This window comes from Shinella sp., from assembly GCF_052438155.1.
Classification (GTDB): Bacteria; Pseudomonadota; Alphaproteobacteria; order Rhizobiales; family Rhizobiaceae; genus Shinella.
Genome location: NZ_JBQVPI010000011.1, coordinates 73,107 through 86,371 on the forward strand (window position 1 = coordinate 73,107; position 13,265 = coordinate 86,371).

The window sequence follows — 13,265 nt, forward strand, 5'->3', positions numbered from 1 at the left end:
TTCACTCACTCCATGACGCTCGAAACCAATCTGTCACGGCGCGGCTTTCTTATTGTTGCCGCGTCGTCTGTTGCAACGCTGGCGGGTTGCGCAACCTCATCACCCGAAGGCCGCATTGCCCCCTTACCGGTAGTGGTCAAGCGGCCCGTCGGCCCGCCAACCTCAGCTGAACTTGAAGCTATGTACGGGCCACTTCAGGACGGTGGGTTTCTCATTCCGGCAACGCCATATCAGCAGATCGACCCGACATTCTATCGCCAGCGGGTCATCGACCCGACGGGAGAGGCGCCCGGAACCATCATCGTCGATACGCCTTCACGTTTTCTCTATGTCGTTGAACCGGGCGGCACGGCGATGCGCTATGGCGTGGGCATCGGCCGCGACGGATTTGCCTGGCAGGGCGATGGCGTCATTCACTGGCGCCAAGCCTGGCCGCGCTGGAAACCACCGAACGAGATGGTCGCGCGCCAGCCCGAACTCAAACAATATTCCATCGAAAATGGCGGCATGGCCGGCGGTCTCGACAATCCGCTCGGTGCGCGCGCGCTCTACATTTTTCAGAACGGACAGGACACGCTCTATCGACTCCACGGCAACAAGGACTGGCGCTCGATCGGCAAGGCTGTGTCTTCGGGCTGCGTGCGCCTGATCAACCAGGACATTATCGATCTCTATGCCCGGGTCCCATACAAGGCGAAAATTGTAGTCAGGCAGTAATGTTCGGATGACTAGCGCAATTCGACCCTTTGACGATGGAACTTTCTGCGCAAAACGTGGTGAAGGGGAAGTATCGCCGACCGCTTTTTTAACGCGCAGTCACCGATTATCTGGATTTCTGTATCGGTGTATCACACTGGCCGTCTTTCAATCTCGCCAACGTCCTAGTCGATTTATCATGAACGTATGGGACGCAAACTCCGGCTATCCAGAAGCTTCGATGCTACAGGCAAACGGCCTGTTCGTGGCCAGATCAATTTGCACGGTTCTCCACCGCTCAAGATTTTTTATTTGCAGCTCTAGCGGCTAGAGAGTGTGGCCGGTTCTGAACACTGCGAGATGGGATGTGTGAAATGTGAAACAAGCGCCTCAGCCCTCGTCGGTCGTTAGACTCGGAACAGGATGGGTTAGAACATGAAGTTTAAGAAAACAGGCTTTAAAAAATTGCCTCTTTACAGGCCGCACCTGGGCAGTGTCATGTTGAGCGTATGTGTGGCGCTCTTTCTGCTGTTCACGAGCAACAGGACGTTCTGGTCGAAGATCAATGCGTATCTGGCACAGGAGCCTGTGGCGATTGCCATGCTCTACATAGCCATGAGCGCTTTGTTCATCGCTGCGTTAACGATTTTCTCGGCCAAGTACGTGATTAAGCCGTTCTTCATTTTTCTCGTGATGACATCCGCTACGGCTTCATGGTTTGTGGATCAGTTCGGTGTGGTTATCGATAGCGATATGATGCGCAACGCGTATCAGACAACACCAGCCGAAGCACAGCATCTCATTACGTGGGGCTTTGTGGGGCATCTTGCCCTATTCGCATTTTTACCAACGGGTCTTATTCTTTGGGTTCGCGTTGTTCATCGGCCAATATTGGGGAAGATCGCTCGCAATTGCGCTGTCGTTATTGGGTGCATGCTTGTCTTCGCCGGCGCAGCATTCTCCTATTCCGCGACCTACACTGCTGCCGTCCGCGAGCACCGAGATATCGCCAGGGCTTTGAACCCGGTGACACCTCTCGTGAGTGCGGTAAAACTTTTCACCCAGGTACGGGCCGAAGCTAAAATAGTTGCCCAACCGCTCGGACATGACGCGAAGGTCGTTCCACCGATTAATGGCTCCCGCAAACCGCGCGTAACCGTCATCGTTGCGGGCGAAACAGCCCGCGCCCAGAATTTCTCGCTGGGTGGCTATCAACGTGACACGAACCCGCTTCTGGCGAAACAGGATATCATTTATTTCCCTGAAACTTATAGCTGCGGCACCGCGACGGCGACGTCCTTACCTTGCATGTTCTCCAAGTTCAAGCGTGTCGACTACACACACAAAAAGGGTCTCGAAAACGAAACACTGGTTGATGTCATCGAGAATTCGGGCATTAAGGTCGAATGGTGGGACAACAGCACGGGCAGCAAGGGAATTGCCGATAGAATACCCTTCGTCAATCTATCGGCATCCAAGGACACACGCTACTGCAAGACGGGCGAGTGTCAGGACGGCGTTTTTCTGGACAAACTCGAAACCTGGCTTCGTGATGTCAAACAAGACAGCGTCCTGGTCCTTCATCAGATGGGCAGTCATGGCCCCGCCTATTTCTTGCGCTATCCCGACGCTTTCAGGCGTTTCACTCCGGATTGCCGCACCGCCGAGCTTGGAGACTGCAAGCCTGAGGAAATCGTAAACACATACGACAATACGATCCTATATACTGATTTCATTCTCTCGAGCATTATAGAACGGTTGAAAGCGAGTTCAGACCGCGTCGAAGGTGGCATGATATATATGTCGGATCATGGTGAGTCTTTAGGCGAGCAAGGATTATACCTCCATGGTGCACCATATATGCTTGCACCAGATGTCCAAACAAAGATACCTTTCGTTTTGTGGATGGATCGACCGTTTCAGGCGTCGATGGGCGTGGACAAAGCGTGCTTGATGAACAATAGGACGTCACCGCGCTCGCATGACAATCTCTTTAACAGCGTCCTAAGCATGCTCAACATCAATACCAGCGTCTACGATCGGTCTCTCGATGTCTTTGCTGACTGCAAGCTTCTCAAATCGTCTTAGAAACATCGTATCCACCGGCTTGCCACCGCCTGCCGGGCGCGCGCGATGATACAGGACTCGTGCATAATGACGTCGTCAACATCGTGTATTAAAATAGCTGAGGCACCGCGATTCTTTGACACCTCCCACGTTAACCACGTCTACTGATGTTGCCCGGATCTCGATTGACTCCCTGCGAGCGGCAGCATTAACTCTTTGTTAACGATGCGGCTTAGGCTGTGGTTAACCTGGGGACTTGCGATGTCAGGAATGCGGACAATCGGAAACGCGGCGGGCGCATTCGCAGCGTTCGTGTTTTCTGCAGGCTCGGCAATCCCCGCCCCTTCCGTGACATCGCTGTGGATGCAGACTGGCTCCGTAACGTCTCAGCCCATCGGCCACTACGAATTCTGCCAACAGTACGTGAACGAGTGCTCGATCAAGTCCGGATCGACAACGCCGCCTCTGGTCACCGAGCGGGGCTGGCAGGTGATCCGCGAGATCAACTCGTCTGTCAACGCGGCCATCGCGCCGATCACCGACGAGGACCTCTACGGCAAAGATGAGGTCTGGGCCTATCCCTCGGACGCTGGCGATTGTGAAGACTATGCTCTTCTCAAGCGTCGCGAACTGATGGAGCAGGGTTTTTCGGCGGCGGACCTTCTCATGACGGTGCTTCTGAAGCCGGATGGCGAAGGCCACGCCGTTGTGACCGTACGGACATCCAAGGGCGACTTCATCCTGGACAACCTTGAAGAAGAGGTCTTGCTGTGGAGCAAGACCTCTTACAAATTCCTCAAGCGGCAGGCATCATTCAATAGCGGGCGTTGGGTCACTATAACGAATGGCGAGGATCTCGCTGTCGGTTCGGTCGAAAACTGAGCGCTCCCTCATTCCGATCCTGCAAAGGGATCAGCCAGCGCCGCTTCCGGCCTGCTGATCGGATATTTGATGACCGAGATCTTCGCAGCCAGTTTTTCAGGCCCGTTCTTTTTCATCAATTTGCGAAAACTCGGATGCATTCCCCCATCGGCGTAGGCGGTCACCACCGATGACTGGCCTTTTGAGAGCAGATCCGCCAGAGCCTTGTCTTCAAGCTGGCGCTTTGCAGCGACCCTCAGATCCACCTGCCCGATGGACGGAGGACATTCCGCGAGCGGGTCGGTTGGTTCGCGCTCAAACTCCTTGTCGAAGACGTACCGACGTCCGCAGACGGACACCTTTGGCTGCCGCCTGGTCACTTCGAAAATGTCGTATCCTTCTTTTAGAGCCTTCCAGAAACCGAAGTTCTCGTCGCCGGCATACATGGCAAGGTTCTCCGGCGTCATGCGGAAGGGATAGGCCTGAACCTGGAACTTCGCCTGGCCCGCAGACAGCGATTTCTGAGCGAGCGCATAGATTTCGCCGACACCTTGATCAGTGAGCGCGTAACACCCCGACGACGAGCAGGCGCCATGCACCATCAGCGCCTCGCCTGTGTAGCCAAGTGCGGATTCGAGGCGGTTCGGATAGCCGAGGTTGAACGACAGGTAGTATTGCGACTTCGGATTCAGCATGCCCGCGGAGACATGGTAGAACCCTTCGGGTGCCTGGCGATCGCCTGTCTTCGTTTTCGGCCCGAGCTTGCCCGACCATCTGCACATGGGATAGGTCTTGAGAAGGGCGAATCTGCCGGAAACGTCCTGTTTCCAGACCTCGAGCTCGCTCTCCTTCTTGAAGATTCGGACCAGCACCGGGCTTTCCGGGGACATCTTCTTTTCGCGCATCTCGGCGACGAGTTTTGCCGGGATCACTGGAGATGGATCGCCCAGATCGTCGAGGGTCATGGAGACACATCCGGACACGGTGGCGGCGATCGCGAGAAGCGCGAGCGTCCGTGCCAGCGTCGATACGACACGAGATGCCAAGGCTTTCAAAAGACGGGTTGAAGCCGAAAATGTCTGCATGCTGTCGTGGGCCATGGTCATGTATCGAACGCTCTGCATTGCATGTCCGGACGGTATCGTTGGGTTGCATTAACGTGCGGGCACGGTCGCGCCAAGCAGCATGTCGGTTGAAGTCATTCACAAGTTCGTCAGCCTTCCCCAAGTTACGGTTGGAGGCGGCCGAACTCGCGCAGCATCAGACTATCTTGAAGCCCTTGTCCGTGGCTTTTCGTCCAGGCCTGTAGCAGGTCGTCTATTTCGGCTGTTCCTGTGAATGATCATGGCCGTCCGCTTCGGCTGGCGGCGCGACGTCTGGAACTAGCTTCTCGACTTTGGCCTTTGACTTGAGGTCGGCGACGATCTTGCTGGCGGCGCCGTTTTCAAGCGAACCCCGGATCTGGCCCGACACAGCTTCGAGAGGTGGAAGCGGCCGTGTTCTTCTGTCTTCCAGTTTCACGACGTAGAACCCGAAGCTGGTCTTCACAGGGGTCGTCACAATCTCTCCCGGTTTCAGCTTCGACACCGCCTCGACGATCTCGGGCAGCATCTGCTCCTGCGAGGCGTACCCCAGGTCACCGCCGTTGGTTTTCGCGGTTTCATCCTTCGAGCGTTCCGCAGCGACTACCTCGAACGCCGCACCATCCTTGACGGCCTGCATTGCTGCCAATGCCTCGTCTTCCGTCGCGAGCAGGATGTGACGCACCCTGATTTCGTCGACGCGCGGAATTTTGGCCACCTGGATTTCATAGGTGTCCTTCACCATCTTGTCCGTGACCGTCGATTTGGCGGATTTTTCAACGAACATCGTCCGCAGCACCTGTTCCTGCAGGAGCGCGACTTGCCGCTTGTAGTCCTCGTCCTGGTCGAAACCTGCGGCCTTGGCGGCGTCTGCGACGACCCTGAACTCGATGAGAGCGTCGACAAGCATGGATAGCCGTGCCTCCGGCGGCATCGATCCGGTCGAGCCGGCATACAGCTTTCCGGCGATATCGACATCGGCGGCGGTGATGTCCTGGCCGTTCACCCGTGCGACAACGTCGGCAGCGGAGACGTTGCCGACCATCGTTGCGCAGAAAATGGCCGCCGAGGAGATCAGCACCTTGTGGCGTGTTTTCAAAAACGTTTCAAACTTCATGGTGTCTTCCCGATCTGGTTCTTATTTTCCGGCCGCAGCCACAAGCGGGTCGACGATCTTCGCGAACTGCGCGATCGATAGAGCACCCGACTCCATTTTTCCGTTGATGAAGAACGTCGGTGTCGCATCGACCCCGAGCTTCTTTCCGCCTTCTGCGACGGCGTTGACCTTTTCCAGCAGCGCCTGGTCGCCCAGACAAGCCTCGAAGTCCTTGGTCGACATACCTGTGACGGCCATAGCCGACCTGAGCGCATCGCTGCCGCTTTCCGCCCGCGCCCATTTCTCCTGGGTCCGGAACAGCAGGTCAACCGTTGGATACCACTTGTCGTCTCCGACACAGCGGGCCAGCATGAATGCAGCCGTTGACCGCGGGTCGAAGGGAAACTCACGGAAGATGAACCGCACCTTTCCGGTGTCGATGTAGTCTTTCTTGATGGCGGGAAAGGTCTCCAGGTGGAAGCGCTGACAATGTCCGCAGGTCATCGAAGCATACTCGATGACAGTTACCGGAGCATCATCGCGTCCGAACGACTTTTCCGGAAGCGGCCCTGGTGCCATCAGATCAGGAGGAGTTTCCTGTGCAACCCCGGCGGAGATGCCAAGGCCAAGCGCTATCGCACCGACGGATACCTTTGAAAGAAGGGTTCTGCGTTTCATGTTTGCTCCTGATTCCAGGGCTTCTTCATAAGACCTCTAGTAGCTTTAGCTGCAAGCGGTCCCTGCCAGATTTTTCGCGAAATCGCGCCCCTCGATCACCATTTTTAGTGGAATCCGCCAGTTGAGCGGAAACATCTGGCCACCACGGTGACGTGGACGCGTTCCGGGCCGTCGACCTCAGCCGTCGTTGGCTTCACCGTGGTGGTGGCTTGTAACGCTGGCGCCGGATGGCTTTAGTGCGACGATCGACTTGATCGTGTAGCTGTTATCGGTCTCGACTTCGATCTCGACGGTGCCTTCAAGTTCGCCCACTCTCTCGATGGAGAAGAACACGGTATTCGGTTTCAAGTACACTTCCGAATTGCTCGGAACGGTCAGGATCATGTCATCGATATCGCTCGTGTAGCGGTCAGCCGGTGTTCTACCTGCCTGAACGAGCGCTATTCGACCGTATCCGGTGATCCGAAGGCGTGTGATCGATTTTTCCTCGGACGTGCCGTTCCATATAATCAAAAAAGCCCGATCCTTGGTTCCACGCGGTCCCAGGATGATCTCCGTTGATGACCGGCACGTCCGACGCGAGCGGCGGGAAAGAGGCCCGAGCGCCGGTCGGCCCGGACAGAGCGCTGAAGGCGGCCACCAAAACCAAGGCAATTTCTCGCATCTGTATGTCCAGTGAATATCATATGAAAGGCGTGCACACCCTCACGCTCGGATAGCTAACTGTCGCAGTCATGGCGACAACGCAATTCACCTTTTCGAAGGCGTACCACTCCAAGGGGTGCGCACGCCTATTGACGACACCTGCTTTCGACGCCAGATCTCTAGTCACCGTAGCTATTTTGGGGAGTCCGTTCATGTTCACAATTGGTGATCTGTCACGCTCGACAGGCGTCAAGATACCAACGATCCGCTACTACGAGCAGATGGGGCTGCTTTCGCATTCGGAGCGTTCGGAGGGAAACCAGCGGCGATATTCCAGGCCCGAGCAGGAGCGCCTGTCCTTCATCCGCCATGCCAGGGAACTCGGGCTGACGATCGAAGCGATCCGGGAACTGATCGATCTCAGCCAGCATCCCGAGCGGCCGTGCGCCGATGCGGACCGGATCGCAGCGACGCAGCTTGTGGCGGTGCGCGACAAGATCGCAAAACTGAGGAAGCTGGAAACAGAACTGGAGCGGATCACGAGCCACTGCCACGGAACGCAAGTCAAGGATTGCTATGTGATCAGGGCGCTGGCTAATCACGAACTCTGCGAGACAGACCATTCTTGATCGTTATTGGCCTAAGAATTTGGCGGAGGAGCGTTCGTTCCCCCGCCACGATGCGGTCACGGTTTCGGCGGCGCGCTCTTGTCGCGGTGGCCGTGCTCGTCCAGATCGCCGGGCTGGTGGCCAGGATGATCATGATGAGGACCCGGCTTTTCCGTGACAGATTTGTCGCGGTGGCCATGCTCGTCCAGATCGCCCGGAGTATGCCCCGGATGATCGTGATGAGGTCCTGGTTTTTCCTGTGTCATGGCGTGTTCCTTTCTGCTCATCGACTACCAAGAAACGCGGTCTCCCCTGCTTTGTTCCCGTTCTTCCCGATGGTAGAAGTGTCGATGCGCGCTGCTGCGTTTGGCGACAGGGAAACCTGCCCATCCAACACTTGCTCCTCTAGTTGCAAGAGGATGTATCGTGAGCGAGATGTAGGAAGAGGATGTTGATCTGGACAGAATGCGGAGCGATCGAAAGGGACGAGGTCGATGACCCACCAGCATGATGACAACGGCGGCCCCGGTCACGCGCACGCCCCGGCGAGTTTCGGCAAGGCTTTCGCGGTGGGCATCATTCTGAACACCATATTTGTCGTGGTTGAAGCCGGGTACGGCCTGTATGCGAACTCCATGGCGCTGCTCGCGGATGCGGGCCACAACCTCTCCGACGTCCTTGGCCTCGTAGTGGCGTGGATAGCGGTGATGCTCGCAAAGCGCCTTCCGACGCCAAAGTACACCTATGGACTGGGAGCTTCCTCCATCCTGGCCGCACTCGCCAACGCGATGCTGCTTCTGGTGGCCGTCGGAGCGATCGCCTGGGAGGCCATCGGCCGCTTCTCTGATCCCGCACCCGTCGCTGGCCTTACCGTCATGATCGTGGCTGGTATCGGCATCCTGATCAACGGCATGACGGCATACCTCTTCTCCTCCGGCAGCAAGGGCGATCTGAACATCCGCGGCGCATATCTGCATATGGCAGCCGACGCCGCAGTGTCGGCTGGCGTGGTTGTCGCGGGGCTTCTCATCCTCAAGACGGGGTGGGCGTGGATCGATCCCGCAGTGAGCCTGGTCATCGTCGTGGTGATCCTGTGGAGCACCTGGGGCCTGTTGAAAGGCAGCGTAGCGATGTCGTTGAACGCTGTTCCGGAGGGCATAGATGCCGCAGGCGTTCGGGATTGTCTGGCGGGCCTGCCTGGCGTCTCGGACGTGCATGACCTTCATATCTGGCCCATGAGCACGTCGGAGACGGCGCTCACGGCCCACCTGGTAGTGCCGGATGGAACATCTGGTGACCAGTTTCTCGTCGACGCCCGCACCGAATTGCTCGAGCGCTACCGAATCCACCACGCGACACTGCAGGTCGAGTCCGGAGGGATGGATTGCTCGCTCGCGCCGACGAATGTCGTTTGAGCTGCCTCACCATCACCGATCGCGCAGCGCTGCGATGGTGAGGCAGGCTCTTGACCTTGCATCTGGTAGAGGGTTCATCATCTCAGTGACTCGACACCGCTTGAAAGACGCCGAATGGAGCAAAAACTGACAACTCCCTCACCGGACACCGCATGGGCGCCTCTTTTCGGCGCGTGGATCGTCGCCTTGGTCGCGACCCTCGGCGCGCTTTTCATCGGCGAAGTCATGGGGCAGCTTCCTTGCGATCTCTGTTGGCACCAACGCGCGTTCATGTTTCCGCTGGTCGTGATCCTTGCGGTGGCGGGCTTCCGTTCGGATGGTTACGTGTGGCGATATGCCATTCCTGTCGCCCTCGTCGGCTGGCTGATCGCGGTGTTCCACAACCTCGTCTATTTCAAGCTTGTGCCGACTGCGATCAAGCCCTGCGGCCAAGGGCCGTCCTGCTCGGGCGACGCCATGACGCTGCTTGGAACAGTTCCGCTTCCACTTCTTTCCCTTGCGGCTTTCACCGCCATCATCGCCCTCTTGCTCATCGTCCGTCGGAGAATCCAGTCTTGACCAAACGTGCCCTTGTCATGCTCACGGCATTCGTTGCCATCGTCGTATTCGGAGGGGCTGCGATGCTCTACAGCAGCAGGGAAGGCGCTGCACCACAGGCCGTTGCACTCTCATCTGGCGACAGCTTGGTCAGGCCGCATTCTCCGGTCATGGGGCCGGAGGCCGCACCCGTCACGATCGTCGAGTTCTTCGATCCTTCATGCGAGGCGTGCAGCGCTTTCTATCCGATCGTGAAGCAGATCATGGAAGCAACGGGCGAGGACGTGCGGCTCGTGTTGCGCTACACTCCCCTTCACGAGGGCTCCGACCAGGTCGTCAGGATTCTGGAAGCTGCCAGGAAGCAACAAAAATTCCAGCCGGTCCTCGAGGCCCTGTTTGCCAACCAGGCCGAATGGGCCGTCCATGGTGCGCCCGATATCGAAAAGGCTTGGCAGATCGCAGCCGGAGCGGGGCTGGACCTTGAACCCGCCCGCAAGGACGCAACCACCCCCGAAGTGGATGCCGTGCTGGCCCAGGACGTTGCCGACGTGAAGGCCAACCGCGTCGAGCAGACACCGACCTTCTTCGTGAACGGCAAGCCGCTCACCGAGTTCAGCCCGCAGGGACTCTACGACTTGGTCAAAACCGAAATACAGGCCGCGAAGTCCGGCTCCTGAGCCGCTCGATGTCGATGCTGCGGCACGATAGCCAACACACTCCAATATGCCCGGCTTACAGTCTTGGCCTGGAGCAAGGAGCACCGTCCGCCGAAGGCGGTCAATCCCATCTGATTACCGGGTCATGAAAGGCAACAACCGATGGCCTTAAAGGCACCGAGGAACCACCAAGTAGAGGCCGAGATTTACTACTCAAAGCGCCAATCAGCGACAGATCCAAATCAATGGGAGAGCTTCGTCCAAGGCTAACTGCCTTGGTGCTCTGGTTGCCTAGGTGCATCTACGGGTACACTACGGCCTGTCTCCTTCGCAAGGTGGACAAAGCTGAATGAGAAAACAGCTACAACGAACGTCAACAGCACAAGCAAAAAGATGCGATTTTGCCGATTTCTGGAGCGACTTAATGGCTCGGGACCCAGAATATTCTTTTGGTGAGGCGTATTAAACATCTCGGCCTTTAACATCCTTCACGTTGAAGTCTCTATCGAGAGGGCGTTGCAGTTTTCGACGACCGCGTTGACAAAACAAGCAAGACCGCGCCGCAGAAAATCGCAACGTCAGCAAAGTTAAATGCCGGCCAGTGCCAACTTCCGGCATACATATCTATGAAATCGGTCACCGCCCCGTCGCGCAACCGATCTACGATGTTGCCCGCCGCGCCGCCAGCAATCAATCCAAGTGAGACCGCCTCAGCGGCGGTCTTGCTCAAAAACGCCCATATAAGCAAACCCAGCACAATGAGAATCTTGACGCCACCAAGGATACCAGGGATGTCTGCCAACTGATCTGCAAACATTCCGAAGCTTACACCCCGGTTGAAGGCCAAAATGAGGTTGAGAAACGGAAGGACCGGGATCTCCCTCGGGGGCTGCATTACGAATTCGACGACGACAAGCTTTACCACTTGGTCGGTGGCCAAGACGCAAAGTCCAGCCAGAAAAGCCACTGTCAACTGTTTGAATCTTGTCATAAAACCACTATGGTTAACTGGGGTGGTGATCGGGAGAAACTGCAGTTTAGCCGAGTGCCATATTTTGGAAATACGGCACGTCGTCTCATCCGTCACGCAGAATGCATGAGGGGTTCGGGCAGGCTGGTTACCACAATCGGCGTTTTGTTTTGAACCCGATTGAAAAGGTCGACGACGTCCTGATTGATCATTCGCACACAGCCTGACGATACGGATTTTCCAATGCTCGACCATTCCGGTGACCCGTGAATGCGATAAAGCGTGTCTTGCCCGTCCTGGAAAATATAAAGAGCGCGCGCGCCGAGAGGATTGTCCAAGCCCGGTGGCTTGCCACCATTCGAGGCGCTATAGGGTTCAAGTTCCGGCTGTCGTGCGATCATCTCATCCGGTGGCGTCCACCTTGGCCATGCACGCTTGTATTGAATGACCCCTCTGCCTGACCATTCGAACCCCGCACGTCCGAGACCAACGCCATAGCGCATCGCTTTGCCGTTTTCATAGGTGAGATAAAGGAAATGGTTGGCCGTATCGACGACCAAAGTACCCGGGCGTTCACCGGTCGGATCGTCAACGAACTGACGATAAAATCGGGGCTTGATCTTGCGATATGGGATAGCAGGCAGCGGAAATTGCTCATCCGGCTTTGCCGCATACATGTCGGAAAATACGGTCTTCTGTGGCAAAGGCGGGGCCTCTGCCGAGATCTCTCCAGAATTGTTTGAGGTGCTGCAACCGGCGACCGAGACAAGGCCAATGCCGGCGGCGCCAAAAACAAATGCGCGTCGACCCATATTAAGTTCTGTCAATACTTCATCCTCATACTGTTCGTTCCCTGCAACGCGATCAAGCGCGCAATCACGAGAATTTTCCAACAACCTAAACGACCGCAGCCTTCTGAAGGCTAACGGCAAGGTCGTGTTTTATGTCTGCAGGGAGCCGTGATTTGCAGATTGGGCAGGGAATGGCACCATTGTTCAGACCACGACGACTAACGCGCCTATTGGGACGCGTTCATAGAGGTCTTCTACGTGCTCGTTGACCATGCGAACACAGCCGTTCGATACGGCCTTTCCGATGGTCCAAGGCTCCGTTGTGCCGTGAATGCGATAGAGGGTATCCTGGTCATCCCGATACAAATACAGGGCGCGTGAGCCAAGCGGGTTGAGAGGGCCACCTGGAAGACCGTCCGCATATTTTGCGTATTTTTCAGGCGCCCGCTTGATCATGTTTTGCGTTGGACGCCAACTCGGCCATTTTGCCTTGCGCCCCACCACTGCCGTCCCTGTAAAAGCAAGGCCCGCCTTGCCGACCCCAATGCCATACCGTCTGGCCTTGGAAAGGCTTTCAATCAAGTAAAGAAAGCGGTTAGCTGGATCAACAAGGAGGGTTCCGGCAGGGTATTCGGTAGATATACCCACGACCTGCGGCAAATAGACAGGATCGAGTGCAAACACTCCGTTCTTCTTGCTCGATGCCGCTGCATCTTTCCCAAGAGCGAGAGAGGCTACGATACCGAGAAACGCGTCACGTCGTTTTATCATCTAAAAGTTTCCCAAAATGGTCGAAGTCGGAATAGGTCGCGACCAATATTTTGGGAGGGCGTGGAATAACATTGCCGAGAAACTCTCTCGCATATCGCTCTTGCCGTGCGACGACATTCGATAAGCCAATTTCGACCGGACAACTTTCACTCTGCTCAATTTCAAGAACCTGTTGATGGCAGTGGTTCGATGTCAGAAAGGAACGTTGATCGGCGGTGTCAGTTGTTTGCAGGGAGATTGCCAGCTGGGTTTCAACACTTGTGAGGAAATCTGATCTCTGATGGCCTGCCGACGCGATATCGCTGTGCAGCATTCCCTGTATGACTAGGGTTAGAAGTAATACGCAGCGAAATATTGCGGTCCACCGGTTTGAAAATGTCACTGTTCAACCC

Annotated in this window: 16 protein-coding genes; 7 read left to right on the forward strand and 9 right to left on the reverse strand. The window is 56.4% G+C overall.

Features of this window, described 5'->3' with window-relative positions; genetic code table 11:
* Positions 1 to 12: 12 nt before the first annotated feature.
* The 3 genes from ACT6VE_RS19950 (at position 13) to ACT6VE_RS19960 (ending at position 3,645) form a co-directional block, all read left to right on the forward strand.
* Positions 13 to 717 (forward strand): L,D-transpeptidase, encoded by a 705-nt coding sequence (locus tag ACT6VE_RS19950; RefSeq protein WP_312360947.1) that lies wholly within the window; start codon positions 13 to 15, stop codon positions 715 to 717.
* Between the two features lie 414 nt (positions 718 to 1,131).
* A complete protein-coding gene (locus ACT6VE_RS19955) occupies positions 1,132 to 2,784 on the forward strand; it encodes a phosphoethanolamine transferase (RefSeq protein WP_092938505.1) in 1,653 nt (550 codons plus the stop codon).
* Between the two features lie 240 nt (positions 2,785 to 3,024).
* Positions 3,025 to 3,645, forward strand: coding sequence for a transglutaminase-like cysteine peptidase (locus ACT6VE_RS19960; protein ID WP_409514864.1), 621 nt, complete (start codon positions 3,025 to 3,027; stop codon positions 3,643 to 3,645).
* An 8-nt stretch (positions 3,646 to 3,653) separates the two neighbouring features.
* On the opposite strand, the gene ACT6VE_RS19965 is transcribed toward ACT6VE_RS19960, so the two are convergent.
* The 4 genes from ACT6VE_RS19965 to ACT6VE_RS19980 form a co-directional block, all read right to left on the reverse strand.
* Complete coding sequence (locus ACT6VE_RS19965; RefSeq protein ID WP_444800230.1) at positions 3,654 to 4,724, reverse strand: hypothetical protein; 1,071 nt, start codon at positions 4,722 to 4,724, stop codon at positions 3,654 to 3,656.
* Positions 4,725 to 4,941: 217 nt separating this feature from the next.
* The gene (locus tag ACT6VE_RS19970; RefSeq protein ID WP_312360952.1) at positions 4,942 to 5,787 is read right to left on the reverse strand and encodes a peptidylprolyl isomerase; all 846 of its coding nucleotides are present in this window, start codon (positions 5,785 to 5,787) and stop codon (positions 4,942 to 4,944) included.
* A 57-nt stretch (positions 5,788 to 5,844) separates the two neighbouring features.
* Positions 5,845 to 6,480 (reverse strand): DsbA family protein, encoded by a 636-nt coding sequence (locus ACT6VE_RS19975; RefSeq protein WP_444800231.1) that lies wholly within the window; start codon positions 6,478 to 6,480, stop codon positions 5,845 to 5,847.
* 177 nt (positions 6,481 to 6,657) lie between these two features.
* Entirely contained in the window at positions 6,658 to 6,828 is a 171-nt protein-coding gene (locus ACT6VE_RS19980; RefSeq protein WP_444800232.1) for a hypothetical protein, read from the reverse strand.
* A 509-nt stretch (positions 6,829 to 7,337) separates the two neighbouring features.
* Here ACT6VE_RS19980 and ACT6VE_RS19985 point away from each other — a divergent pair.
* Complete coding sequence (locus ACT6VE_RS19985) at positions 7,338 to 7,754, forward strand: MerR family transcriptional regulator (RefSeq protein ID WP_092938507.1); 417 nt, start codon at positions 7,338 to 7,340, stop codon at positions 7,752 to 7,754.
* Positions 7,755 to 7,810: 56 nt separating this feature from the next.
* Here the strand turns inward: ACT6VE_RS19985 and ACT6VE_RS19990 are convergent, their stop codons facing one another.
* On the reverse strand, positions 7,811 to 7,999 hold the full coding sequence (locus tag ACT6VE_RS19990) for a hypothetical protein (protein WP_139056337.1): 189 nt from the start codon (positions 7,997 to 7,999) through the stop codon (positions 7,811 to 7,813).
* Positions 8,000 to 8,227: 228 nt separating this feature from the next.
* Between ACT6VE_RS19990 and ACT6VE_RS19995 the strand changes: the two genes are divergently transcribed.
* From ACT6VE_RS19995 to ACT6VE_RS20005, 3 genes are all read left to right on the forward strand, one after another.
* A complete protein-coding gene (locus ACT6VE_RS19995) occupies positions 8,228 to 9,148 on the forward strand; it encodes a cation diffusion facilitator family transporter (RefSeq protein WP_092938511.1) in 921 nt (306 codons plus the stop codon).
* A 114-nt stretch (positions 9,149 to 9,262) separates the two neighbouring features.
* On the forward strand, positions 9,263 to 9,706 hold the full coding sequence (locus ACT6VE_RS20000) for a disulfide bond formation protein B (protein ID WP_092938513.1): 444 nt from the start codon (positions 9,263 to 9,265) through the stop codon (positions 9,704 to 9,706).
* Positions 9,703 to 10,362 carry a DsbA family protein gene (locus ACT6VE_RS20005; protein WP_312360961.1) on the forward strand — a complete coding sequence of 220 codons (660 nt, stop codon included), beginning with the start codon at positions 9,703 to 9,705 and terminating at the stop codon, positions 10,360 to 10,362. Before ACT6VE_RS20000 ends, ACT6VE_RS20005 begins: the two co-directional genes overlap by 4 nt.
* A 481-nt stretch (positions 10,363 to 10,843) precedes the next feature.
* On the opposite strand, the gene lspA is transcribed toward ACT6VE_RS20005, so the two are convergent.
* From lspA to ACT6VE_RS20025, 4 genes are all read right to left on the reverse strand, one after another.
* Positions 10,844 to 11,281, reverse strand: a complete 438-nt coding sequence (gene lspA / locus ACT6VE_RS20010) for a signal peptidase II (RefSeq protein WP_245292628.1) — start codon at positions 11,279 to 11,281, stop codon at positions 10,844 to 10,846.
* A gap of 143 nt (positions 11,282 to 11,424) precedes the next feature.
* On the reverse strand, positions 11,425 to 12,138 hold the full coding sequence (locus ACT6VE_RS20015; RefSeq protein ID WP_444800233.1) for a L,D-transpeptidase: 714 nt from the start codon (positions 12,136 to 12,138) through the stop codon (positions 11,425 to 11,427).
* Positions 12,139 to 12,306: 168 nt separating this feature from the next.
* Positions 12,307 to 12,873 carry a L,D-transpeptidase gene (locus ACT6VE_RS20020; protein WP_092938519.1) on the reverse strand — a complete coding sequence of 189 codons (567 nt, stop codon included), beginning with the start codon at positions 12,871 to 12,873 and terminating at the stop codon, positions 12,307 to 12,309.
* Positions 12,857 to 13,186: a hypothetical protein gene (locus ACT6VE_RS20025; protein WP_444800234.1), complete on the reverse strand. Its 330-nt coding sequence runs from the start codon at positions 13,184 to 13,186 to the stop codon at positions 12,857 to 12,859. Before ACT6VE_RS20025 ends, ACT6VE_RS20020 begins: the two co-directional genes overlap by 17 nt.
* Between the last annotated feature and the right edge of the window lie 79 nt (positions 13,187 to 13,265).